Below are 23,684 nucleotides of genomic sequence, written 5' to 3'. Positions count from 1 at the left end.
ACGTGCCGCCGCCCACCGCCATGGACCAACCGAAACGTATCCTGATCGTCGAGGACGACGCCGACATCGCCGACGTGCTCAGCCTGCACCTGCGCGACGAGCGCTACGAAGTCGTGCACAGCGCGGACGGCGCCGAAGGGCTGCGCCTGCTCGAACAGGGCGGCTGGGACGCGCTGATCCTGGACCTGATGCTGCCGGGCGTCGACGGCCTCGAGATCTGCCGGCGGGCGCGCGCGATGACGCGCTACACGCCGATCATCATCACGAGCGCGCGATCGAGCGAGGTGCACCGGATCCTCGGCCTCGAACTCGGGGCCGACGACTACCTCGCGAAGCCGTTCTCGGTGCTCGAACTCGTCGCGCGCGTGAAGGCGCTGCTGCGGCGCGTCGATGCGCTCGCGCGCGATTCGCGGCTCGACGCGGGCACGCTCGACGTCGCCGGGCTGGCGATCGACCCGATCGCGCGCGAAGCGAGCGTCGACGGCGCACGCATCGACCTCACGCCGCGCGAATTCGACCTGCTGTATTTCTTCGCGCGGCATCCGGGCAAGGTGTTCTCGCGGATGGACCTGCTCAATGCGGTGTGGGGCTATCAGCACGAAGGCTACGAACATACGGTCAACACCCACATCAACCGGCTGCGCGCGAAGATCGAGGCCGATCCGGCCGAGCCCGTGCGAATCCTCACCGTGTGGGGGCGCGGCTACAAGCTCGCCGCGCCGGGTCAGCGGGACGCATGATGAAGCTCACGCTCACCCGGCGGCTGTCGCTCGTGTTCTCGATCCTGCTGCTCGCGTGCTCGGGTGCGTCGGCATGGCTGCAGATCCGCGCGAACGACATGCGCGAGAAGGAAGTCGTGCAGGCGCTGTCGCGCGACCTGGCCACCAACATCGCCGGCAGCGCGCCGCTGATGGACGCGAACGGATTGCGCCCCGACGCCGTGCGCACGTTGTTCGGCCAGTTGATGGGCGTGAACCCGAGCGTCGAGGTGTACCTGCTCGACAACGCGGGGCGCATCAAGGGCGACGATGCGCCACCCGGCCACGTGAAGCGCGACCGCGTCGATCTCGCGCCCGTGCAGCGCTTCATCGCGGGCCAGCCGCTGCCGATCCTCGGCGACGATCCGCGCAGCCCGGACGCGCGCAAGGTGTTCAGCGCCGCGCCGCTGCAGCGGCCCGGGCAGCCGCCGTCGGGCTACATCTACGTGGTGCTGCTCGGCGAGGCGCACGACCGGCTCGCCGCGCGCGTCGACGCCGGCAACGTGCTGCGCACGACGCTGTGGTCGATGGCGATCGTCGCGCTGCTCGGTCTGCTCGCGGGCCTTACCGCATTCAGCTTCATCACGCGCCCGCTGCGCCGGCTGACGGCCGCGATGCGCGACTTCGACGCGAACGGTGCGCCCGGCGCGCCGGGCGCGGCTGATGTGCAGCCGCCGGTGCTGCGTTTGCCGCCGGGCCGTCGTGGCGACGACATCGCGGTGCTCGAATCCGCGTTCGCGCAGATGGCCGACCGGATCGGCGACCAGTGGCGCGCATTGACGCGCCAGGACCAGCAGCGGCGCGAACTGATCACGAACATCTCGCACGACCTGCGCACGCCGCTCACGTCGCTGCACGGCTATCTGGAGACGCTGTCGCTGAAGGCCGACACGCTGGCCGAGCCCGAACGGCGGCGCTACCTGTCGATCGCGCTCGCGCAGAGCGCGAAGGTCGGGCGGCTCGCGCAGGCGCTGTTCGAGCTCGCGCGGCTCGAATCGGGCGGCGTGCAGGCCGAGCGCGAGCCGTTCTCGCTGGTCGATCTCGTGCAGGACGTATTCCAGAAGTTCGAACTGAGCGCGCAATCGCGCGGCGTCGCGCTGCATGCGCGGATTCCGCCGCGCGTGCCGGCCGTGTCGGCCGATCTCGGGATGATCGAGCGCGTGCTGACCAACCTGCTCGACAACGCGCTGCGGCACACGCCCGCGCACGGCGAGGTCGAGATCGCGCTGGCGCCGCACGGCGACCGCGTGGTCGTGACCGTGTCGGATACCGGGGCAGGGATTCCGGCGGCGCGGCGCGAAGGGCTGTTCCAGCGGCCGCAGCGGCCGATGAGCGGCGGCACCGCGACGAGCGGCGGGCTCGGCCTGTTGATCGTGCACCGGATGCTGGCGCTCAACGGCAGCGGCATCCGGCTCGTCGACCGGGCCGGGCGCGGCGCGGTGTTCGAGTTCGCGCTGGCGGTCGCGTCGCCGGCGGCGGGCGACGCACGCTGAGCTTCGATCGGCGGCGTCAGCCGCCGCGCTTGCGTCGCACGTCGCTCGGCGTCGTGCCGGTCCAGCGCTTGAACGCGTGGCGAAATCCCACCGCATCGCTGAAGCCGAGCGTCAGCGCGATGTCCTCGGTGCTGAGCGTGGTCGTGCTGAGGTAGTCGATCGCGAGCGCCTTGCGCACGCTCGTCAGCAGTTCGCTGTACGACGTGCCTTCGGCTTCGAGCTTGCGGCGCAGCGTGCGCGAGGTCATGCACAGGATCTCGGCGATCGCGTCGATGTCCGGAAACTGCCCGGGCGTGCGCGTGAGTTCCTGGTATACGCGCCGCGTGACGCCGGCCTGGCTGCGCATTTCGTCGAGCAGGCTCGCGCAGTGCGACGACACCTGCGCGGCGGTGATCGGATTCGCGAGCTGCGGCGCGCGCGTGAGCCAGGCCGCCGGATAGCTGAGCACGTGGTGCGGCTGGTCGAACGCGATCGGGCATTCGAGCGCGTCGGCCAGCAGCGCACAGTGCGGCGGCTGCGGCTGCGCGAACTGCGCGCGCGCCGGCACGCACCATCCGCCCATCACGTCCTTGATGATCGTCACGTGCAGTGCGAACTGCATGTCGATCAGGAAACGGTACAGCGGCTCGTCGAGATCGGGCAGCGCGACTTCGTGGCGGTCCGGAAACAGCCACGACGCGGTATCGCCTTGTTCGACCCAGCGGATCGGCAGCATGCCGTTCGCGAGCCGGTGATATTTGACGGCGGAATCGAACGCGTGCGCGAGCGATTCCGAGCACAGCATCGCGTAGCCGTACATCCCGTAGCTCGACGCGCGCAGCCGGCGGCCGACGCGCACGCCGAGGTCGGGGCCGTCGTAGCGGGCGACCGCGTTGCGCGCGGCCGTCAGGAACTGCAGCGGCGACGTGAGCGTGAACGGGTCCGCGACGTCGGCCGGCGCGAGGCCGGTGCCGGCGAGCACGGCGGCCGGATCGAGGCCGGCTTGCGCGGCCACGTCGACCAGCACGGCCAGCTTGGCCGGCGTGAAGCGCTGCTCGCGCAACGCGTGCGCGGAAGCGGCGTCCGGCAGCCGGGCGGGACGGGCGTCGGTCGGTTTCAAGAGCGCACTGCGCAGCATGACGGGATCCTGCGTCCGAATCGATATCGTTGACGGCACGCAATTCTGCGCGGGAACGATCCCATCCGCCACCGGGTTCACCCTGATATACGCCGGCGCCACCCCGCCGCGCGGGTAGTCAGCCCCGATCGCCGGGCTGCGCGCGCAGGATCGCGTCGACGAACTCGACGAAGCCGAGGCCGCCCGGGCCTTGCGTGATCCATCGCGGCAGCGCGGGCAACTGCGGCAGATACTCGATAACGGTGCTCATGCCGGCCGTATGCGTGAAATAGCCGAACATCGGCGCGTCGTTCGTGGAATCGCCCGAATAGGCGACGCACCCGGGCGCGGCGCCGGCATCGACGCCGAACGTATCCGCCAGCACGCGCAGCGACATCGACAGCTTGTCGTACCCGCCGACCCAGCCGATCACCCACAGATTGTTGATGGTTGCGTCGGCACCGGCCTCGATCAGCGCGTCGAGTATCCGGTCGTCCTGGTCGCCGCCGGTGCGTGCGTACGCGAGCGACGTCAGCCGGAAGTCCTGGTCGTCCGCGCGGCGGGCGGGCGGGACGGCCGTCGCGACATGCTGCGCGATGCGCCGGAGCGCGTCGCGTGCGCCGTCGAGCGCATCGTCCGCATGCCAATAGCGGCGTTCGGCGCCGTGCCCGTCCGGGCTGCGCCGGATGAAGAGTCCGCCGTTCTCCGCGATCACGCCGTCGACCGGCCACATCCGCGCCATCTGGTCACACCAGCCGGCCGGCGCGGCGGTGACCGGGATCACGCGGATGCCGCGCGCTTGCAGCCGCTCGAGCGCCGCATAGGTCTGCGCGGCGAGGCGGCCGCGATGCGTGAGGGTCTCGTCCATGTCGGTCAGCAGGAAGCGAACGGACGAGAAGGTGTCGGCGGGGGCCAGGGCGAGCGGCTGCATGGTCTCGGCGGATGAGGGACGGTCGTCGATTATGAAGAACGGCGACACGCCGCGCCATGCCGCTTGCTGCTTTGCAATTCGCGCCGGGGAATATGCGCGCGGACGAGTTGCCTGGACAGGGAGCGAGCACGCATGTCCGTTTCGATCATGTTTTCGGCCGCCCGGATCATTTGCAAAGCGCGTCGCGCGGGCGATAGTCGCCGGTCAGGCGGCGGCCCGCGTCCCTCCGGCGTGCAGGCCCCGTGCGAACGGTACGCATGCTGGCGTGCCGTCCAAAGAGGAGTGAGACATGACGAAGAGACACTGGACCGGGTCGTATGGCTCGATCCCCGCCGAGATCGACGCCGATCGCCATCCTTCCGTCAGCGCGCTGCTGGACGACGCGATGCGCCGCTTCGCCGACCGTCCGGCGTTCCATGCGTTCGGCCGCACGCTCACCTATGCCGACGTCGAGCGCCTGTCGACCGCGCTGGCCGCGTATCTGCAGCAGGTCGTCGGCGTGCGCAAGGGCGATCGCGTGGCGGTGATGCTGCCCAACGTGCTCGCGTTCCCGGTCGTGTTCGTCGCCGTCGCGAGGATCGGCGCGATCCAGGTCAACGTGAATCCGCACTACACCGCGCGCGAGCTCGAGCATCAGCTCAACGACGCGGGAGTCGAGGTGGCGATCGTCTGCGGCGGGTCGATGGGCACGTTCGCGGACGTGGTCGGCGGCACGCGCGTGCGCACCGTGCTGAGCGTGGGGCGCGAGGATCTCGGCGTCGTCGATGCGCCGGCCGGCACCTGCGACGCGCTGCCGCCCGGTTCGACCGCGCTCGCGCAGGCGATCGCCGCCGGCGAATCGCTCGCGTGCGAGCCGGTGGCGCTGAGCGGCGCGGACCTGTTGCTGCTGCAATACACGGGCGGCACGACCGGCCTGTCGAAGGGCGCAGCGCTGTCGCATCGCAACCTCGTCGCGAACATCGCGCAGTTCGCGGCGATCGTGCCGGATGCGCGCCGGCCGGGCGAGGAAGTCGTCGTCACGGCGATCCCGCTGTATCACATCTTCGCGCTGACGGTGAACTTCCTGTCCTACTTCGCGATCGGCGCGCAGAACTGGCTCGTCGCGAACCCGCGCGACATGGACGGGTTCATCGACGTGCTGAAGGCCGCGCGGCCGACGGTGTTCGTCGGCGTGAACACGCTGTACGCGGGGCTCGCCGGCCATCCGCGCCTGAAGGAGGTCGACTGGTCGCGGCTGAAGCTGTCGGCCGGCGGCGGGGCGGCGGTGATCGACGTGATCTCGTCGCGCTGGAAGGCGGTGACGGGCAATTTCATCCGCGAAGGCTACGGGCTGTCGGAAACGTCGCCGGTCGTGTCGTTCAACCCGCAGTCGATCGACCGGTTCACGGGCACCACGGGCCTGCCGCTGCCGTCGACCGACGTGAAGCTGCTCGACGACCAGGATCGCGAGGTGGCGATCGGCGAGGCGGGCGAGATCTGCGTGAAGGGGCCGCAGGTGATGAGCGGCTACTGGCGGAAGCCGGACGCGAACGCGGCCGCGTTCACCGCGGACGGCTATTTCCGTACCGGCGACGTCGGCGTGTTCGACGCGGCCGGCTTCCTGCGGATCGTCGACCGCAAGAAGGACATGATCATCGTGTCCGGTTTCAACGTGTACCCGAACGAGGTGGAAGCGGTCGCGACCGCGCTGCCGGGCGTCGCCGAATGCGCGTGCATCGGCGTGCCGGATCCGCGCACGGGCGAGGCCGTCAAGCTGTTCGTGGTGCTCGCGGCGGACGCCGACGTGACGGAGGCGCAACTCGTCGCGCATTGCCGCGCGAGCCTGGCCGCGTACAAGGTGCCGAAGCTCGTCCGTTTCGTCGAGCGGCTGCCGAAGTCGACGGTCGGCAAGATCCTGCGCCGGGAACTCAGCCGCACCGACTGATGGGCACGACGCGCCGCGCGGCCGCGGCGGCGCGGCCCGGTGCGCCGGCCACGCCGAAGGGGGCGCGCGGGCCGCTCAAGTACAATGCGGTCGGTTCGATCGACGGGGACGCGATGACCGGCTCAGATTCACTTTCCGCCCGGCCCGGGCGTGCGCTGCCGTCGCCGAGCGCGACGGTGCCGATCTCGCTCGTCAACGGCTTTCTCGCGAGCGCGGGCGTGCAGCGCGACGTGGTCGAGCGCTACCTGCGCGGCGCCGGCATTCCGATCGAGCTGCTCGGCGAGCCGCACGCGCGCGTGACGGAGGAGCAGTTCTCGACGCTGTACCGCACGCTCGCGATCGACCTCGACGACGAGATGCCCGGCATCTTCTCGCGCCCGTTGCGCGGCGGCACGCTGAAGTACCTGTGCCTGAGCCTGCTCGACGCGCGCAATCTCGAAACGGCGCTGCACCGTTTCGGCCAATTTTTCCATATCCTGCTCGACGACTTCTTCGTCGAATCGAAGCGCGACGATCTCGTCGCGCAGGTGCTGCTGCGTCCGAACGACGCCATCGGGCCGATCGGCGCGCTCGGCCAGGAGCTGATGCTCAAGCTCGTGCACGGCGTGTGCTCGTGGCTGATCGGGCAGAAGATTCCGCTGCTGCAGATCGAGTTCGCGTGCCCGCGGCCGCGCCATGCGGTCGATCACCTGTACTTCTTCACCGGCGCCGTGCAGTTCGACTGCGAGCGCACGCTGATGCGCTTCAGCGCCGACTACCTCGACGCGCCGATCCGGCAGAGCAAGCGCAACCTGCGCAAGTTCCTCGCGCGCGCGCCCGGCGACTGGATCTTCGAATCGTTCAGCGAACAGCTCGTGTGCCATCGCGTGCGGCAATACCTGTCGGCGGCGCTGCCGGATCTGCCCGTGATCGACCAGGCGGCCGAGCATCTGCATTGTTCGGTGCGGACGCTGAGCCGTCACCTGGCGGCGGAAGGGACGACGTTCCAGGTGCTGAAGGACGAGCTGCGGCGCGATATCGCGATCCAGCGGCTGACCGATACGCCCGACACGATCGCGGCGATCGGCGCCGATATCGGCTTCGACGATCCGAGCGCGTTTCATCGCGCGTTCCGGCACTGGACCGGGAGTACGCCGGGGACGTATCGGCGGCGGGCGTGACGCGGGCGCGACGCTGAGTGGCGCGGATGCGCGGGTTCGCGGATTGAATCCCATAACCGGCTCCTTTTGCGGTTTCCACGGCCGGTTTTCGGCGGACATTCCCATAACCGGCGACCTTCACAGCTCGGGCCGTGCAGGCGCGCACTCGGCCGATCGTTTCCTTCGGCGTGCGTCGCCGCAATCCGCGATCTGGATTTCCGATCGACGGACACATTCCGCTCAATTCCCGGCAAACAGCCGCGCGGCCGCGCGATCGGACGCGATCACCGCGTCGGTCGCCCACACGCGCATGTCTTCCGCATATCGCGTCAGCGCGTGCCGGATATCGCCATCGTTGGCGGTCTGCCCGGCCAGCCGCGCCGCCAGCGCGGCGGCATCCCTGAGCGCCGTATTGGCGCCCGCGCCGCCGGCGGGACTCATGGCATGGATCGCGTCGCCCAGTAGCGTAACCGGGCCGGCCGGCAGCGCTACGTCGGGGCGTCCGCGACGCACGGGCAGCGCGGTGACGGCGTCGGACGGTGTGTCGAGCAGCAGGCGGCGCAGCACCGGGTGCCAGTCCCGCACGACATGCCGGAGCGCGGCCGGGATTCGAGCCGCGAGCGCAGCCGTCGGGTCGGCGTCATCCAGCCCGAAGCGGCTCGACGGTCCGATCGCGGCCCAGTAGAAATAGTCGTCCGGCGGCGTGAACCGGCTGCACGGCAGCGCATGGGCCGCGAGCGCCCGCAGGTCGGTGCGGAACCGCATGTCCTCGAGGACCGCCGCGCACCCGTCGGCCACGATCACCGTGGTGGCGGCGCGCAACCCGGCGGCTTCGGGGAACGCGGGATCGTCGGTCGGCAGCCGGGTCCTGCCGTAGACGCACAGGGCGCCGGTCCTGACCGGCGCGGCCGCCGGAACGAGCTGCGCGCGGAGGGTCGAATGGATGCCGTCCGCGCCGACCAGCACGTCGCACGTGACGGACCCGGACGTGCCGCTCGCGAACGTCACGTGTGCGCGGCCGTCGGGCAGTACTCGATAGCGGTCGACCGCGTGGCCGACATGCACGCGATCCTCGATGCCGGCCATCAGGATCTCCCGCAGGGTCAGCCGGTTCACGCTCAGGTCCGCCGTGTCCGGTGCGGTGTGCCAGCCGGCGGGCGCATGTCCGTGGGCCGGCGTGAGCCGGGGCGTCGCGAGCCGCACGGCGCCGGTGCCCTGCGACGCCGATGCCCGGAACAATGCCGCCGGCCCGGCCGGCAGGCAGGCCGCCAGCGCGCGCTGGCCGGTCGCGTCGATCCGGATGCGGTAGCCCTGCCTCCGGCTGTCGATGGCCGCGTCGCGCTCGTAGACATCGAACGCGATGCCGGCCTGTTTCAAGGCCTGGGCGAGGGCCAGGCCGCCGAGACCTGCACCGACGATGGCGACGTGAATGTCGTGCATGGAACGCTCTCCGTTAGCCGCGCGGGCGCGCGGTCCGGCATGCATTGTTCCGTGCGTCACGGGTGGGCGGATAACGGCATCTGGCCGTTCAATGCCGTAGACTGGCCAATATGGATAACCGTACCGCCGCCGACCTGGCGCTTCCCGACTACAGCGAATGGCTGGACGGCCCCGCGCTGATCGCGCTGCGCGGCAATGACGATCCGGCCAGCGCGTATCGGCTCGGCACACGCGACTATGACTGGCACGCGCATGCGCGCGGTCAGGTGCTGTGTGTCGAGGCGGGGTTGATCCACGTTCATACGCCGCGCGGTGCGTGGCTGCTGCCGCCGCATCGTGCGGGCTGGGTGCCGCCCGGCATGCCGCACAAGGTGCGGGTGAGCGGCGCGCCCGGTGGCTGGGTGCTGCTGGCCGCGCCGCCGTTCTGCGCGGGCCTGCCGGACGAACCGTGCGTGATCGGCATCAGCGCGGTGCTGCGTTCGCTCGCGCATCGTGCGATCGAATGGGACAAGCACGCGCCGCTGGCGCCGGAGCACGCGAGGATGGCTGCGGTCATCCACGACGAAATCCGTCGCACGCCGCGCGAGGCGTTGCACGTGCCGATGCCCGCCGATCCGCGGCTCGCGCGGGTGGCACGGGCGCTTCTCGACGATCCCGGCAGCCGGCGCACGCTCGATGCGTGGGCGGCGTTCGGTGCGATGTCGCCGCGTACGTTGCGGCGGCTCATGTCGGCCGAAACCGGGTTGAGCTTCGCGCAATGGCGCCAGCAGGCCCGGCTCGCGCGCGGCCTCGACCTGCTCGCCCGCGGCTGTCCGGTGGCCGAAGTGTCGGACCTGCTGGGTTACGCATCGCCCAGCAACTTCATCGCGATGTTCCGAAAGGCGCTCGGCGATTCGCCCGCGCACTATTTCGCCACCCGGCCGGAACGGCAGCCGGACGGGCGCTGACGCCCGCCAGACGGGCTTTCGCGGCCAGATGCGACGGCCGCCGCCGGCGCGCGACGTGGCCGGTTTTGTCACCATGTGGGCCGGATATGACAATCGGAATCGGGAGTCCCGGCGTTAGGATGGCCCATCACGTCGCGGCGCTGGCCGGTTTTGCCGTACCGGGCCCGCGTCGCGCCCTATTCACCGCCTGATTGGAACATCGACCATGAGCTATAACGCCCCCGTCAAGGACATGCTGTTCGTGCTGAAGGAACTCGCGGGCATCGACGCCGTCGCGCAGTTGCCGGGCTTCGAGGATGCGGGTTACGACACGGCGCAGGCCGTGCTCGACGAGTCCGCGAAATTCTGCGGCGAGGTGCTGGCGCCGCTGAACGTCGAAGGCGACCGCAATCCGAGCAGCTGGAAGGACGGTGTCGTGACCGCGACGCCGGGCTTCGGCGCAGCGTTCCGCCAGTTCGTCGAGGGCGGCTGGCAGGGGCTGCAGCATCCGGCCGAGTACGACGGCCAGGGGCTGCCGAAGCTGATCGCGACGCCGTGCATCGAGATGCTGAACGCGTCGAACCTGTCGTTCGCGCTGTGTCCGCTGCTCACCGACGGCGCGATCGAGGCGCTGCTGACGGCCGGCACCGACGAGCAGAAGCAGCGCTACGTGCCGAAGCTGATCTCGGGCGAATGGACCGGCACGATGAACCTGACCGAGCCGCAGGCGGGCTCCGACCTCGCGCTGGTGCGCTCGCGCGCCGAGCCGCAGGGCGACGGCACCTACAAGGTGTTCGGCACCAAGATCTTCATCACGTGGGGCGAGCACGACATGGCGGACAACATCGTCCACCTGGTGCTCGCGCGCACGCCGAACGCGCCGGAAGGCGTGAAGGGCATCTCGCTGTTCATCGTGCCGAAGTTCATGGTCAACGACGACGGCTCGCTCGGTGCGCGCAACGACGTGCACTGCGTGTCGATCGAGCACAAGCTCGGGATCAAGGCGAGCCCGACGGCGGTGCTGCAGTATGGCGATCACGGCGGCGCGATCGGCTATCTGGTGGGCGAGGAGAACCGCGGCCTCGAATACATGTTCATCATGATGAACGCGGCGCGCTTCGGGGTCGGGATGCAGGGGATCGGCGTGGCCGACCGCGCGTACCAGAAGGCGGCCGAATTCGCGAAGGAACGCGTGCAAAGCCGCCCGGTGGACGGCTCGGCCAAGCAGTCGGTGACGATCATCCATCACCCGGACGTGCGCCGGATGCTGGGCACGATGCGTGCGCTGACCGAAGGCGCGCGGGCGCTGGCCTACGTGGCTGCCGCGCACAGCGACATTGCCCACCGCCATTCGGACGAGGCGACGCGCGCGCGTCATCAGGCAATCTACGAGTATCTGGTGCCGGTCGTGAAGGGCTGGAGCACGGAGATGGTGAACGACGTCGCGAGCCTGGGCGTGCAGGTGCACGGCGGGATGGGGTTCATCGAGGAGACGGGCGCGGCGCAGTACTACCGCGATGCGCGGATCCTGGCGATCTACGAAGGGACGACGGCGATCCAGGCGAACGACCTGGTGGGCCGCAAGACGCTGCGCGACGGCGGCGCGGTGGCGAAGGCGCTGCTCGCGGAAATCGGCGACACGGTGACGGCGCTCGGCAAGCTGGACGGTGCGGCGGCCGCGTCGATGAAGGCGCAGCTGGAGAAGGGTGCGCGCTCGCTGGCGGCGGTGGTGGACTACGTGCTCGCGAACGTGAAGCAGGACCCGAACGCGGTGTTCGCGGGCAGCGTGCCGTACCTGAAGCTGGCGGGCGTGGTGCTGTGCGGCTGGCAGATGGCGCGCGCGCTGGTGGCCGCGCACGCGAACCGTGCGAGCGACCCGGCGTTCTTCGACGCGAAGATCGCGATCGCGCAATGCTATGCGGAGCACGTGCTGGTACAGGCGGGTGCGCTCGAAGCGTCGATCGTCGGCGCGAAGGGCAACGAGAGCGTGCTCGCGTTGACGGAAGACCAGTTCTGACCCACTGACGGTCGGGACGCAGCAGGAGACAGGATTTTGACCACACAGGACTTGCTCGCGCAATACGGTCCGCGCGAATCGATGGAATACGACGTCGTGATCGTCGGCGGCGGCCCCGCCGGGCTGTCGGCGGCGATCCGGCTCAAGCAGCTGGCCGCCGAGAAAGGCGCCGAGATCGGCGTGTGCGTGCTCGAGAAGGGTTCCGAGATCGGCGCGCACATCCTGTCGGGCGCGGTGATGGACCCGCGCGCGATCACCGAGCTGTTTCCCGACTGGAAGGAACGCGGCGCGCCGCTCGACGTCGAGGTGACGGAAGACCGCTTCCTGTTCCTGTCCGAGAAGAGCGCGGTCACGACGCCGAACTGGGCGCTGCCCGACAACTTCAAGAATCACGGCAACTACGTGATTTCGCTGGGCAACGTCACGCGCTGGCTGGGCCAGCAGGCGGAAGCCTTGGGCGTCGAGATCTTCCCCGGCTTCCCCGCCGCGGAGATTCTCTACAACGACGACGGCTCGGTCAAAGGCGTCGCGACCGGCAACATGGGCGTGGGCAAGGACGGCGAGCCGACCGAGAACTTCCAGCTCGGCATGGAGCTGCACGCGAAGTACACGCTGTTCGCCGAAGGCTGCCGCGGCCATCTCGGCCGCCAGCTGATCTCGAAATTCAAGCTCGACGCGAACGCCGATCCGCAGGCGTACGGGATCGGCATCAAGGAACTGTGGGAAATCGATCCGGCCAAGCACAAGCCGGGCCTCGTGATCCACACGGCCGGCTGGCCGCTGAAGTCCGATACGTACGGCGGCTCGTTCCTGTATCACATGGACAACAACCAGGTCGTGGTCGGCTTCGTGGTGGGCCTGGGCTACACGAACCCGTACCTGTCGCCGTTCGAGGAATTCCAGCGCTACAAGACGCACCCGTCGATCCGCGCATTCCTCGAGGGCGGCAAGCGCGTGTCGTACGGCGCGCGCGCGATCACGGCCGGCGGCCTGCTGTCGCTGCCGAAGACGGTGTTCCCGGGCGGCGCGCTGATCGGCGACGACGCGGGTTTCCTGAACGCGTCGCGGATCAAGGGCAGCCACGCGGCGATCAAGACCGGCATGCTGGCCGCCGACGCCGCATTCGACGCGGTGCAGGCCGGCCGTCAATCGGACGAGCTCAATGCGTATCCGGATGCGTTCAAGCAATCGTGGCTGTACACGGAGCTGTACCGCGCGCGCAACTTCAAGCAGTGGATGGCCAAGGGCCTGTACCTGGGCACGCTGATGGTCGGGCTCGAGCAGAAGGTGATGGGCGGCAACGTGCCGTGGACGCTGCATCACCAGCATGCGGACCACGAGATGCTGAAGCCGGCGTCGCAGTGCGAGCCGATCGCGTATCCGAAGCCGGACGGCAAGCTGACGTTCGACCGGCTGTCGTCGGTGTTCATCTCGAACACGAACCACGAGGAGAACCAGCCGGCGCACCTGACGCTGAAGGATGCGAGCGTGCCGGTGAACGTGAACCTGCGTACCTACGCGGGGCCGGAGGCGCGTTTCTGCCCGGCGGCGGTGTACGAGTTCGTGAAGAACGACGACGGCAGCGAGCGCCTCGTGATCAACGCGCAGAACTGCGTGCACTGCAAGACCTGCGACATCAAGGACCCGACGCAGAACATCGTGTGGGTCACGCCGGAAGGCGGCGGCGGGCCGAATTACCCGAACATGTAACGCAACGCATCCCCGCGCCCCGCGGGCGCGAACGAACCGGAGTGAGACGATGAGCAATGCAGCGAAGGAAGTCGTGGTGGTGAGCGGTGTCCGTACCGCGATCGGTGATTTCGGCGGCAGCCTGAAGGATTTCTCGCCGACCGACCTCGGCGCGAAGGTGGTCGCCGAAGTGCTGTCGCGCGCGAACGTGCCGGGCGACGCGGTCGGGCACGTCGTGTTCGGCCACGTCGTGAACACCGAGCCGAAGGACATGTATCTCGCGCGCGTCGCGGCGATCAACGGCGGCGTCGCCCAGCACACGCCGGCGCTGACCGTGAACCGCCTGTGCGGCTCGGGCCTGCAGGCGATCGTGTCGGCCGCGCAGACGATCATGCTCGGCGATGCCGACGTCGCGATCGGCGGCGGCTCGGAGAGCATGAGCCGCGCGCCGTACACCGTGCCGGCCGCGCGCTTCGGCCAGCGCATGGGCGACGGCAAGCTCGTCGACATGATGCTCGGCGCGCTGCACGACCCGTTCCAGACGATCCACATGGGCGTGACGGCCGAGAACGTCGCGAAGAAATACGACATCTCGCGTGAAGCGCAGGACGCGCTGGCGCTCGAATCGCATCGTCGCGCGGCGCGCGCGATCGCGGAAGGGCGCTTCAAGGACCAGATCCTGCCGATCTCGATCCGCACCAAGAAGGGCGAAGTCGCGTTCGACACCGACGAGCACGTGCGTCACGACGCGAGCGCGGACGATTTCACGAAGCTCAAGCCGGTGTTCGCGAAGGAGAACGGCACCGTGACGGCCGGCAACGCGTCGGGCATCAACGATGCCGCGGCCGCCGTGCTGATGATGAGCGCGGACGCCGCGCGCGCACAGGGCGTGAAGCCGCTCGCCCGCCTCGTCGCGTATGCGCACGCGGGCGTCGATCCGGCGTACATGGGTATCGGCCCGGTGCCGGCCACGCAGAAGGCGCTCGAACGCGCGGGCCTGAAGATCAGCGATCTCGACGTGATCGAAGCCAACGAGGCATTCGCGGCCCAGGCGTGCGCGGTCACGCAGGCGCTCGGCCTCGATCCGGCCAAGGTCAACCCGAACGGCTCGGGCATCTCGCTCGGTCACCCGATCGGTGCGACCGGCGCGCTGATCACGGTGAAGGCGCTGTACGAGCTGAAGCGCATCGGCGGGCGTTACGCGCTCGTGACGATGTGCATCGGCGGCGGCCAGGGGATTGCGGCGATCTTCGAGAACATCTGATAATCGACCGCTCAGCATCCGAACACACAGGACATTTCATGGCCATCGAAACCGTCGGCGTCGTGGGCGCCGGAACCATGGGTAACGGCATTGCGCAAACGGCGGCCGTTGCAGGACTGAACGTCGTGATGATCGACGTCAGCGACGCCGCGCTCGACAAGGGTCTCGCGACGCTGAAGGGCAGCCTCGAGCGGCTCGTGTCGAAGGACAAGCTCGACGCGGCCGCACGCGATGCGGCGCTCGCGCGCATCACGACGTCGACCGACTACGCGAAGCTCGCCGCCGTCGACATCGTGATCGAAGCCGCGACCGAGAACGTCGAGCTGAAGGGCCGCATCCTGAAGCAGATCGAGGCCGTCGCACGCCCGGACGCGATCATCGCGACCAACACGTCGTCGATCTCGATCACCGCGCTCGCGGCGCCGCTCGCCGATCCGTCGCGTTTTCTCGGCATGCACTTCTTCAACCCGGTGCCGCTGATGCCGCTCGTCGAGATCATCCGCGGGCTGCAGACGAGCGACGCGACCGCGTCGGCCGTGCGCGCGCTGACCGAGCGTTTCGACAAGTCGCCGATCGGCGTGCGCAATTCGCCGGGCTTCGTCGTGAACCGGATCCTGGTGCCGATGATCAACGAAGCGTTCTTCGTGCTGGCCGAGGGCATCGCGTCGGCCGAGGAGATCGACGCGGGGATGAAGCTCGGCGCGAACCACCCGATCGGGCCGCTCGCGCTGGCCGACCTCGTGGGCCTCGACGTGTGCCTCGCGGTGATGGACGTGTTCGTGAAGGACTTCGGCGATCCGAAGTATCGCGCGTGCCCGCTGCTGCGCGAGATGGTGTCGGCCGGGCGGCTCGGGCGCAAGACCGGGCGCGGCGTGTACGACTACAGCAAGTAAGCGGCGCGTCATGCCACTTCGCGCGGCCGCCTTCGGGCGGCCGCGTGCATGGTGCGGCGCGCGCGGCGCGATTACGCGTCGAGTACCGACAGGTCGCGCGGCAGCGCGCGCTTGAACATCGCCAGCATGTGCCGCGCCGCCTTCGGCGGCAGCGTGATCGCATGGCGTACGGCCGCCGCGATCTGGATCATCATCAGTTCCGCGAATGCGCTGCGCTGTGCGCGCGTCGTGTCGGGCGCGACTTCCGCCAGCGCATCCGCGAACAGTCCGGCCAGGAATTCGCCGTCCGCGCGATCCAGTGCCTGCAGCGCGCGATCGGCCTGCGTCGCGCGCCAGATGTCGCGCATCAGCGGCTCGTCGACGAACATCCGGTAGTAGCTGTCCGTGATGCGCGCGAGCGTGGCGTGCAGATCGTCGATCGTCTTCATTCCCGCGAGGTCGCGCCGCACGCAGTCGTGGCCGACGGCGTTGTAGCGCTCCGCGAGCGTGCCGATCACCGCGGCCTTGTCCGGAAAGTACTGGTACAGCGAACCGAACGAGATGCCCGTGCGTTCGACGATGTCGCTCATCCGGAACGCGTCGCAGCCTTTCTCGATCATCACTTCCGACGCGCACGCGAGGATGCGCTCGAACCGCTCGCGGCTGCGCTGCTGCGTCGGTACCAGCCGCGCGCGCGCCGGCGCGTCCGCTGCCGCCGCGTCGGGTTCGTCGCTCTGCCCCGATTTTTGTCGGCCCATGCTGTCTCCCGAAAAGCTTGACGTTGCTAATGCGAGAGTCTATCGTGTTTTTGAAACACGAGAGATTCTCGTGTTTTTCCAAAAGGAGACGCACATGTCGGCACTTCCCCTCCTCATCGTCGGCGGTTCGGGCAAGACGGGCGCCCGCGTCGATGCCCGGCTGCGTGCGCGCGGCCATGCGACACGGCCGGTATCGCGCACGTCGGCCGTCCGCTTCGACTGGACGGCGCCCGAAACGTGGCCGGCCGCGCTCGATGGCGTGTCGGCCGCCTATGTGACCTACCAGCCCGATCTGGCCGTCGAAGGCGCGGTGGACGCGATCGCCCGATTCGCGCGGCTCGCGCGGGACCGCGGCGTCGAGCGCGTGGTGCTGCTGTCCGGGCGCGGCGAGCCGCGCGCACAGGCCGCCGAGGCTGCGTTGCAGGCGTCGGGCGTGGGCTGGGGTGTCGTGCGGGCAAGCTGGTTCAACCAGAACTTCTCCGAAGGCTATCTGCTCGACGGCGTGCTGGCCGGCGAAGTCGCGCTGCCCGCCGGCGCGGTGCCCGAGCCGTTCGTCGATGCGGACGACATCGCGGACGTGGCCGTGGCCGCGCTCACCGATGCGCGGTTCGCGGACCGCGTGATCGAGGTCACCGGCCCGCGCGCGCTGACGTTCGCGGAAGCGGTCGACGAAATCGCGCGGGCCGCCGGGCGGCCGATCGCCTACCGCGAGATTCCGCACGATGCATTCGTCGCGGGGCTGAGCGAGGTCGGCGTGCCGGAGCCGGTCGTCGCGTTGCTCGACGACCTGTTCGACGGGGTGCTCGACGGGCGCAACAGCGCGGTGACGCACGGCGTCGACGCCACGCTCGGGCGCCCGGCGCGCGATTTCTCCGACTATGCGCGCGCGGTCGCCGCGACCGGCGTATGGAGCGCCCGACCATGATCGCGTTCGTGACGGCCGCGTTGCTGTGGGGTTCCGCCATCGGCTGCGGGCTGATGGCCGGCGTGTACTTCGCGTTCTCGACGTTCGTGATGACGTCGCTCGGACGGCTCGCGCCGCCGGCCGGCGCGGCCGCGATGAACGCGATCAACGTCGACATCGTGCGTTCGCCGTTCATGCCGCTGTTTCTCGTCACGACGCTGATGGCGCTCGCGCTCGTCGTGATCGCGCTGTTCGATCGCGATTCGCCGGGCGCGATGGCGGCGCTCGCCGGCGGCGTGCTGTACGTGTTCGGCATGTTCGCGGTGACGCTGGCCGTCAACGTGCCGCTCAACGATGCGCTCGCCGCAGCCGATCCGGCCACGGCGCAAGGCGCGGCGCTGTGGACGCGCTACCTGCACGACTGGACGAGGTGGAATCACGTGCGCACGGTGGCGTCGGCGGTCGCATGCGCATGCTTCATCGCGGCACTCGCGGCGCGCTAGCGGCAGCGCCGCCGTTACGCGTAAAACGCCGACGGCGACATCCCGAAGTGCCGCTTGAACATCGCGGAGAACGCGCTCTGGCTGCTGTAGCCGTGATCCATCGCGACGGTCAGCACTTTTTCGCCGTGCGCCAGACGCTTGAGTGCGAGCAGCAGCCGCGCCTGCTCGCGCCAGCGGCGGAAGCTGAGCCCCGTCTCGCGCCGGAACGCGCGATGCAGCGTGCGGACCGACAGGCCGAGCAGGTCGGCCCACTCGGCGATCGTGCGCAGGTCGTCGGGCGTGGCGACCAGCGTGTCGCAGATCGTCCGCAGGCGCGCGTCGTGCGGCCACGGCAGGTACAGCGGCAGCAGCGGCGCGACGGTCACTTCCGCAAGCAGCAGGTGCATCAGGTGATCGTGGCGCGAGCCCGGCGCGTAATCGAGCGGCACGTCGACTGCGGCGAGAATCAGCTCGCGCAGCAGCGGATGCACTTCGACGACGCAACTGCGCGCGGGCAGGTGCTCGACCGCGCCCGGCTCGACGAACACCGTGCGCATCTGCACGTCGCCGCTCATCTGCACCGTATGGTCGAGCCCGGCTTCGAGCCATACGCCGCGCGTCGGCGGCACGACCCACGATGCACCTTCGGATTCGACGTGCATCACGCCCTCGATCGCATAGAGCAGTTGCGCGCGCCGATGGCGGTGCGGCGCGATCGACGTGCCGTGCACGTAGGTGGCCGCCATCGCCGACACGGGCATCGGCGTCGATTCGTAGCGCAGGTGCGCAAACGGCGGGGTGGACTCGAGTGTCCGATTGGCGACAAGTCGTGACATTTTGGCGTGAGACAGGCAGTGGGCGGGCGGGCACGATGGCGTTCCGATTCACGCCAGCCTCCCTGTCACGATATTAATCCGTCCAACGCGATGAACAAGTCTCCTTTTCTGCTCCCCTTCTGCGCGATCGCGCTGTGGGCCGGCAACGTCGTCGTCTCGAAGCTGTCCGCGTCGACGATCGACCCGTCGGCCATCACGTTCTACCGGTTGCTGCTCGCCGTCGCGCTGATGAGCGTCTTCACGCTGCGCCCCGCGTGGCGCAATCGCGCGGTGCTCGTCGCGCACCTGCCGAAGCTCGCGGTGCTCGGCTTTCTCGCGATGGCGCTGTTCCAGAGCCTGTCCTACGAGGCCGCGAAAACGACCAGCGCGACCAACATGGCGATCATCACCGCGCTCGTGCCGCTGATGACGATGCTGCTGAGCTCGCTGCTGCTCGGCGATCCGCCGGGCGCCGGCATGATCGGCGGCGGCGTGCTGTCGCTCGCGGGCGTCGTCTACCTGATCGCCGAAGGGCACCCGACGGCGATCGCCGCGCACGGCGTGCAGCTGGGCGACCTGCTGATGCTGGCCGCGTCGGCCGCGTACGCGCTGTACGGCGTGCTGCTCAAGCGCTGGCGCATCGGCGCGCTGCCCGCGTGGCAGTCGACTTACGTGCAGGCGCTGGCCGCACTCGTGTTCATGGTGCCGATGCTGCTGCGGCTGCCCGCGCAGGCCGCATGGCCGACGCGCGCGAGCGTGCCGCTGATCCTGTATGCCGGCGTGCTGGCGTCGGTGGTGCTCCCGTATCTGTGGATGCAGGGCGTGCGGCTGCTCGGCCCGAGCCGCCGCGCGATGTTCATGAACCTGCTGCCCGTGATGACGGCCGGCGGCGCGATCGTGCTGCTCGGCGAATCGCTGCGGCTGTATCACCTGATCGGCGGCGGCGTCGCGCTGCTCGGCGTCGCGCTCGCGCAGCGGTTTCCGTTTCAAGCCGGTGCATCGCAAGGAGCCCGCCAATGAGCGCGCATGCGGACCTCCAGGATCTGATGGCCATGCTGCCGGACGAATGCGCGCCTGGCGCCGCGCCGGCGCTCGCGCGCCAGCTCGAACGGATCGCGACCGCGCTCGAGGCGTTGGCGGGCATCCGCCAGCCGGCAGCGATCGATTTCGATGCGGCCATTGCGTTTCGCTGGTGCGGTGTCGGCGGCGGCCATCGAACGGCGCCGCTCGAACCGATCGCCACGCCCGCGCTCGTCGGGTTCGACGCGCTGCGCAACGTCGGCCGGCAGGCGGCGATCGTCGAGCGGAACACGCGCCAGTTCGTGCACGGGTTCGCGGCCAATCACGTGTTGCTGACCGGCGCGCGCGGTACCGGCAAGTCGTCGATCGTGAAGGCGTGCCTGCATGCGTTCGCGGCGCACGGCCTGCGGTTGATCGAGGTCAGCAAGGAAGGGCTGAACGATCTGCCGGCGATCGTCGAGCTGGTGCGCGCGCGGCCCGAGCGCTACCTCGTGTTTTGCGACGACCTGTCGTTCGAGGCCGGCGAGACCGGCTACAAGGGCCTCAAGACGGTGCTCGACGGCTCGGTCGCGAGCGACCTGTCGAACGTGCTCGTGTACGCGACGTCGAATCGCCGCCACCTGATGCCCGAGCAGGCGAGCGACAACGCGAACGTGACGCGTGCGGAGAACGGCGAGCTGCACCCGGGCGACGCGGTCGAGGAGCGGATTTCGCTGTCCGAGCGCTTCGGGATCTGGGTCACGTTCTACGGCTTCACGCAGGACGAGTACCTGGCCGTCGTCGAGAGCCGGCTCGGCGCCGCCGGTTTCGATGACGCGCAGGTTCGCGCGGCCCGCGAGCCCGCGCTGCAGTGGGCGCTCGAACGCGGCGCGCGTTCGGGCCGCATCGCGGTGCAGTTCGCGCGCGATTACGCGGGACGGCTCGCGGACGAAAGCGGTGCGGACGATCGCCCGCCGGGGCGCCGGCGCGCCTGAGCCGCGCGCTACAGCAGCCGCTCGGACAGGACGCGGAATGCGACGTCCGGCACGACGAAGCACAGCGGCTCGCCGGTCGCGCCGATGCGGGCGAGGAAGTCGCCGCCGCCTGCGGGGCCGATCGTCTTGAGCGGCCGCACCGCGTCGACGTCGATCGGCAGGTCGATCGACGCATGCGCGAGGCGATCGCAGTCTGCCACATGGGCGACGGCCGCGTGCTGCAGCGACAGCGCGGCGACCGCCGCGCGCCAGTCGTCGAAGAACGGCGCGAAGGCGTCGGGCAGCGTGCGGTCGTGCGACGCTTCGGCCGTGCAGCGGAAGTCGGGTGCGCTGCCGCCGCTCGCGGCCAGCAGCGTGTCGTAGCGTCCGTCGCGCGCCGCATGCGTGAAGGGCCGCGCGAGATGCGACGGCAGCGCGTCGCTGAACAGCCGGCTGCCGAGTGCATAGAGCGGGTGGTCGAACACGTTCTTCACGAACAGCACGGTGCGCCCGGCCGGCGCGCCGTCCGGCAGCGCGTCGACGTAGAGCCGCCAGTTGCTTTGCAGCGGCGACGGAAACACGCGCCGCAGCGGGCCGGCGAGCCGCGGGCCGAAGTGGCGGTGCCGGTAGGTGAGCGTCGTGAACAGCGTGCGGCCGCCACGGCTCGCGAGCGTGACGCCGCGCGGCACGAGCGGCGCGACGGCCGCGACATCGACGACCCACGTGCAATACACGACGTGCTCGACGTCGCTCGCGAGCTGCAGGAACGGCAGCCGCGACAGCAGCGCGCGGCGTGCGCGCAGCAGCGGGCCGCTCGCGACGATCCGGTTGGCGAGCCGGCCGGCGAAGCCGGAGGACGGGTAGACGAAGGTATTGTCGTAGCGCATGGGCGGCATTGTGCCGGGGTTGTCATGTGTGCGGAAGAGGCGAGCCAGCGTCCTTGGCCGAACGCCGTGCATTTGCCGGACGCCGCCCGCATGATGCACGCTCGTGCGACGGATCGCGCCGGAATCGATGGAAAATTTCCGCCGACCCGCGCGTACGGGAGATGGGGCAGCGCTCCACCGATCCCGCCGCGATTCATTCCGGCTCGGGTTCGCGCATCGGTTGCCGCGGCGCGTTCAGCCAACGCGCGATCCTGCCGCCCGCGAGTCGCCACTCGAACGGATTGCGAAAATCGAACGTGTACAGTTCGTGCAGAAGGGACGGCCAGCACCCACGTAGATTCCGGGACGCCTGGGAGCGCTCGATGCGCGAGGGGCGCCACGTGTCGTGCCAGGGAAAGTTCGTCGTCGTACTCGAGCACCGTCGTGGTAACCGGAAATTGAGCGCATACGCGTACCGCGGCCGATCCGAGAAGTTTGCCCCCGCGGCGTGCAGCGTGCGCCCCGCATGCACGGTGCAGTCTCCCGGCATCAACGGACACGTCACGGCGCGCGCCGGATCGAATCCGCCGACACACTCGAGTCCATGGGCGGTCACGTCGCCCCCGAGCGGTACGTGCGGAAGGACGTCGTACAGATGAGACCCGGGGATGAACCGCATGCACCCGTTGTCGACCGACACGGCTTGCAACGGAATCCAGAAGTTGACTTCGCGATGGTCGATGCGCGCGTCGGTAAACGCGTCGTCCTGATGCCATGGCGTCACGGTGTCCGTACGCGACTGCTTCAGGAAAAAGCTGTCGCCGGCAAAACGAACATTCGGGCCGAGCAGCGCCTTGGCGATATCGAACGCGGCGCAGCGGATACGGAGTTTCGCCAGCCGACGCTCGAAATAGGACGCCCAGTGAAGTTGGAGAAGTTGAGGCCCGGAATCGCCCCCGTTCGACTCGGGATAGAAATCGAACATCAGGCCCTGGGCGTAGCCCGTGCGACTGCCGAGCAGACGATGGCCGATTTCGCGCAAGTCCTCGATCTCCGCGGTGTCGATCAGCCCGTTGATGACCGCAAAGCCGTCGTGATGGAACCGGGACCGAAGATTGGCTTGCATTGGAGCCTTGACGATGAGTTCACGGATCGCGAAGCGATGCAGACGGCCTCTGATTTTTCGATTTTCGTATTTTCGCGAAGGACGCTTCTGTTCGATACCTTACGTTGGTTGCCGACGGCCGAGCAGCCCGACGCGTTCTGCGACAAGGGCTATCGGGTCGTGAATGGCGCGGGCGGGGCAACGTGGACGTCGCGATGCCGCCACGTGCCGGGCGAGCGCAGTACCCGGCCGGCGCCGCCGTAGCGGTGGTGCAGCCGATGTGTGCACCACCGATCGCAGCATCGCCGTGCTGGCCGTCGATGGCGTGTGCCGCACCGAGCGCCTGGCGTGCGTCCGACGTCGGACCGGGTCCGGCCGGAACCTGCGCGAGGCGTTTCGACGGCCAGTCTTGACGTGTGATGCACGCGTGCGAAGGCCGGCCGTTCGCGCGTCAGTACCCCGATCCGCCGCCCGCCTGATCGCTGACGATCGCCACCCCCGAGCTCGTACCGAGCCGCGTCGCGCCGGCTTCGAGCATCGCGAGCGCGGCCGCGCGGTCGCGCACGCCGCCCGACGCCTTCACGCCGAGCGTCGGTCCGACCGTGCGGCGCATCAGCGCGACGTCGGCGAGCGTCGCGCCGCCGTGGCCGAACCCGGTCGACGTCTTCACGAACGCGACGCCGAGATCGCGGCACATCTCGCACACGCGCACCTTCTCGTCGTCGGTCAGCAACCCCGTTTCGAGGATCACCTTGAGCGGCACCGTGCCGCACGCGCGATGCACGGCGTCGATGTCGGCCTTCACGTCGTCGGCGCGGCCGCTTTTCAGCGCGCCGATGTTGATCACCATGTCGATCTCGCCGGCGCCCGCCGCGATCGCGGCGGTGGCTTCGAATGCCTTCGCGGCGGACAGCCCCGCGCCGAGCGGAAAGCCGACCACGGCACACACGAGCACGCCGGTATCGGCCAGCTCGCGCGCGGCGAGCGGCACGTTCGCCGAATTCACGCAGACCGAGTAAAAGCGATGCTCGGCCGCCTGGCGGCAGAGTTCGCGGATCTGCGCGTCGCTCGCGTCGGGCGCGAGCAGCGTGTGATCGATGGTTTGGGCGAGTTGGGCGTTGGAAAGCGGCATGTGTCAGGACTCCACGGATCGTGTGCGGAAAGGGCACACGGAAAGTTGATGTTTTCACATCGGTTTGTTACAAATACGACATTCCGGCCGGGCCCGCGCG

General features: G+C 69.3%; 21 protein-coding genes. 13 read left to right on the top strand and 8 right to left on the bottom strand.

Annotated features, from left to right (window positions below; all coding sequences use genetic code 11):
- The first annotated feature begins 20 nt into the window (after nucleotides 1–20).
- Both KU887_RS34085 and KU887_RS34080 read left to right on the top strand, forming a co-directional pair.
- Complete coding sequence (locus tag KU887_RS34085; protein ID WP_006484292.1) at nucleotides 21–740, top strand: response regulator transcription factor; 720 nt, start codon at nucleotides 21–23, stop codon at nucleotides 738–740.
- Nucleotides 740–2,251: a HAMP domain-containing sensor histidine kinase gene (locus tag KU887_RS34080; RefSeq protein ID WP_080331414.1), complete on the top strand. Its 1,512-nt coding sequence runs from the start codon at nucleotides 740–742 to the stop codon at nucleotides 2,249–2,251. Before KU887_RS34085 ends, KU887_RS34080 begins: the two co-directional genes overlap by 1 nt.
- Nucleotides 2,252–2,267: 16 nt before the next feature.
- Here KU887_RS34080 and KU887_RS34075 read toward each other — a convergent pair whose 3' ends face one another.
- Nucleotides 2,268–3,368: an AraC family transcriptional regulator gene (locus tag KU887_RS34075; RefSeq protein ID WP_048987806.1), complete on the bottom strand. Its 1,101-nt coding sequence runs from the start codon at nucleotides 3,366–3,368 to the stop codon at nucleotides 2,268–2,270.
- A gap of 118 nt (nucleotides 3,369–3,486) precedes the next feature.
- Nucleotides 3,487–4,278 (bottom strand): HAD-IIB family hydrolase, encoded by a 792-nt coding sequence (locus tag KU887_RS34070; protein WP_258258615.1) that lies wholly within the window; start codon nucleotides 4,276–4,278, stop codon nucleotides 3,487–3,489.
- A gap of 289 nt (nucleotides 4,279–4,567) precedes the next feature.
- On the opposite strand from KU887_RS34070, the gene KU887_RS34065 reads away from it, so the two are divergent.
- Nucleotides 4,568–6,202 carry an AMP-binding protein gene (locus tag KU887_RS34065; protein WP_048987811.1) on the top strand — a complete coding sequence of 545 codons (1,635 nt, stop codon included), beginning with the start codon at nucleotides 4,568–4,570 and terminating at the stop codon, nucleotides 6,200–6,202.
- Nucleotides 6,202–7,362, top strand: coding sequence for an AraC family transcriptional regulator (locus KU887_RS34060; protein WP_006498528.1), 1,161 nt, complete (start codon nucleotides 6,202–6,204; stop codon nucleotides 7,360–7,362). The genes KU887_RS34065 and KU887_RS34060 overlap by 1 nt, the downstream gene beginning before the upstream one ends.
- Nucleotides 7,363–7,581: 219 nt before the next feature.
- Here KU887_RS34060 and KU887_RS34055 read toward each other — a convergent pair whose 3' ends face one another.
- Nucleotides 7,582–8,781, bottom strand: a complete 1,200-nt coding sequence (locus KU887_RS34055) for an NAD(P)/FAD-dependent oxidoreductase (RefSeq protein ID WP_125333453.1) — start codon at nucleotides 8,779–8,781, stop codon at nucleotides 7,582–7,584.
- 110 nt (nucleotides 8,782–8,891) lie between these two features.
- On the opposite strand from KU887_RS34055, the gene KU887_RS34050 reads away from it, so the two are divergent.
- From KU887_RS34050 to KU887_RS34030, 5 genes are all read left to right on the top strand, one after another.
- Nucleotides 8,892–9,728 (top strand): helix-turn-helix domain-containing protein, encoded by an 837-nt coding sequence (locus tag KU887_RS34050; protein ID WP_034203736.1) that lies wholly within the window; start codon nucleotides 8,892–8,894, stop codon nucleotides 9,726–9,728.
- 205 nt (nucleotides 9,729–9,933) lie between these two features.
- Nucleotides 9,934–11,724, top strand: a complete 1,791-nt coding sequence (locus tag KU887_RS34045; RefSeq protein ID WP_048987815.1) for an acyl-CoA dehydrogenase — start codon at nucleotides 9,934–9,936, stop codon at nucleotides 11,722–11,724.
- Nucleotides 11,725–11,805: 81 nt separating this feature from the next.
- On the top strand, nucleotides 11,806–13,434 hold the full coding sequence (locus KU887_RS34040; protein ID WP_077181273.1) for an electron transfer flavoprotein-ubiquinone oxidoreductase: 1,629 nt from the start codon (nucleotides 11,806–11,808) through the stop codon (nucleotides 13,432–13,434).
- Between the two features lie 49 nt (nucleotides 13,435–13,483).
- On the top strand, nucleotides 13,484–14,677 hold the full coding sequence (gene bktB / locus KU887_RS34035) for a beta-ketothiolase BktB (protein WP_034203733.1): 1,194 nt from the start codon (nucleotides 13,484–13,486) through the stop codon (nucleotides 14,675–14,677).
- Nucleotides 14,678–14,715: 38 nt separating this feature from the next.
- Nucleotides 14,716–15,570 (top strand): 3-hydroxybutyryl-CoA dehydrogenase, encoded by an 855-nt coding sequence (locus tag KU887_RS34030; protein WP_006489742.1) that lies wholly within the window; start codon nucleotides 14,716–14,718, stop codon nucleotides 15,568–15,570.
- 71 nt (nucleotides 15,571–15,641) lie between these two features.
- On the opposite strand, the gene KU887_RS34025 is transcribed toward KU887_RS34030, so the two are convergent.
- Nucleotides 15,642–16,307: a TetR/AcrR family transcriptional regulator gene (locus tag KU887_RS34025; RefSeq protein WP_006489724.1), complete on the bottom strand. Its 666-nt coding sequence runs from the start codon at nucleotides 16,305–16,307 to the stop codon at nucleotides 15,642–15,644.
- 94 nt (nucleotides 16,308–16,401) lie between these two features.
- Between KU887_RS34025 and KU887_RS34020 the strand changes: the two genes are divergently transcribed.
- Both KU887_RS34020 and KU887_RS34015 read left to right on the top strand, forming a co-directional pair.
- The gene (locus tag KU887_RS34020; protein ID WP_258258608.1) at nucleotides 16,402–17,232 is read left to right on the top strand and encodes an NmrA family transcriptional regulator; all 831 of its coding nucleotides are present in this window, start codon (nucleotides 16,402–16,404) and stop codon (nucleotides 17,230–17,232) included.
- Nucleotides 17,229–17,714: a DUF1772 domain-containing protein gene (locus KU887_RS34015; protein WP_034203731.1), complete on the top strand. Its 486-nt coding sequence runs from the start codon at nucleotides 17,229–17,231 to the stop codon at nucleotides 17,712–17,714. Before KU887_RS34020 ends, KU887_RS34015 begins: the two co-directional genes overlap by 4 nt.
- Before the next feature lie 14 nt (nucleotides 17,715–17,728).
- Here KU887_RS34015 and KU887_RS34010 read toward each other — a convergent pair whose 3' ends face one another.
- Nucleotides 17,729–18,529 carry a helix-turn-helix transcriptional regulator gene (locus KU887_RS34010; protein WP_059721730.1) on the bottom strand — a complete coding sequence of 267 codons (801 nt, stop codon included), beginning with the start codon at nucleotides 18,527–18,529 and terminating at the stop codon, nucleotides 17,729–17,731.
- Between the two features lie 90 nt (nucleotides 18,530–18,619).
- Between KU887_RS34010 and KU887_RS34005 the strand changes: the two genes are divergently transcribed.
- On the top strand, nucleotides 18,620–19,528 hold the full coding sequence (locus tag KU887_RS34005) for a DMT family transporter (protein ID WP_258258607.1): 909 nt from the start codon (nucleotides 18,620–18,622) through the stop codon (nucleotides 19,526–19,528).
- 32 nt (nucleotides 19,529–19,560) lie between these two features.
- Entirely contained in the window at nucleotides 19,561–20,502 is a 942-nt protein-coding gene (locus KU887_RS34000) for an ATP-binding protein (RefSeq protein ID WP_077057200.1), read from the top strand.
- A gap of 8 nt (nucleotides 20,503–20,510) precedes the next feature.
- Here the strand turns inward: KU887_RS34000 and KU887_RS33995 are convergent, their stop codons facing one another.
- The 3 genes from KU887_RS33995 to deoC form a co-directional block, all read right to left on the bottom strand.
- Nucleotides 20,511–21,377: a DUF2071 domain-containing protein gene (locus tag KU887_RS33995; RefSeq protein WP_012493784.1), complete on the bottom strand. Its 867-nt coding sequence runs from the start codon at nucleotides 21,375–21,377 to the stop codon at nucleotides 20,511–20,513.
- A 184-nt stretch (nucleotides 21,378–21,561) separates the two neighbouring features.
- Nucleotides 21,562–22,473, bottom strand: coding sequence for a phytanoyl-CoA dioxygenase family protein (locus tag KU887_RS33990; RefSeq protein WP_034203727.1), 912 nt, complete (start codon nucleotides 22,471–22,473; stop codon nucleotides 21,562–21,564).
- Between the two features lie 430 nt (nucleotides 22,474–22,903).
- On the bottom strand, nucleotides 22,904–23,584 hold the full coding sequence (deoC, locus tag KU887_RS33985; RefSeq protein ID WP_034203726.1) for a deoxyribose-phosphate aldolase: 681 nt from the start codon (nucleotides 23,582–23,584) through the stop codon (nucleotides 22,904–22,906).
- Nucleotides 23,585–23,684: the final 100 nt, after the last annotated feature.

This window comes from Burkholderia sp. EMB26 (genome assembly GCF_024730645.1).
GTDB classification, from domain to species: Bacteria; Pseudomonadota; Gammaproteobacteria; order Burkholderiales; family Burkholderiaceae; genus Burkholderia; species Burkholderia cenocepacia.
Note: the sequence above shows the minus strand (reverse complement) of the source record. Positions and strands in the feature narration are given on the sequence as shown.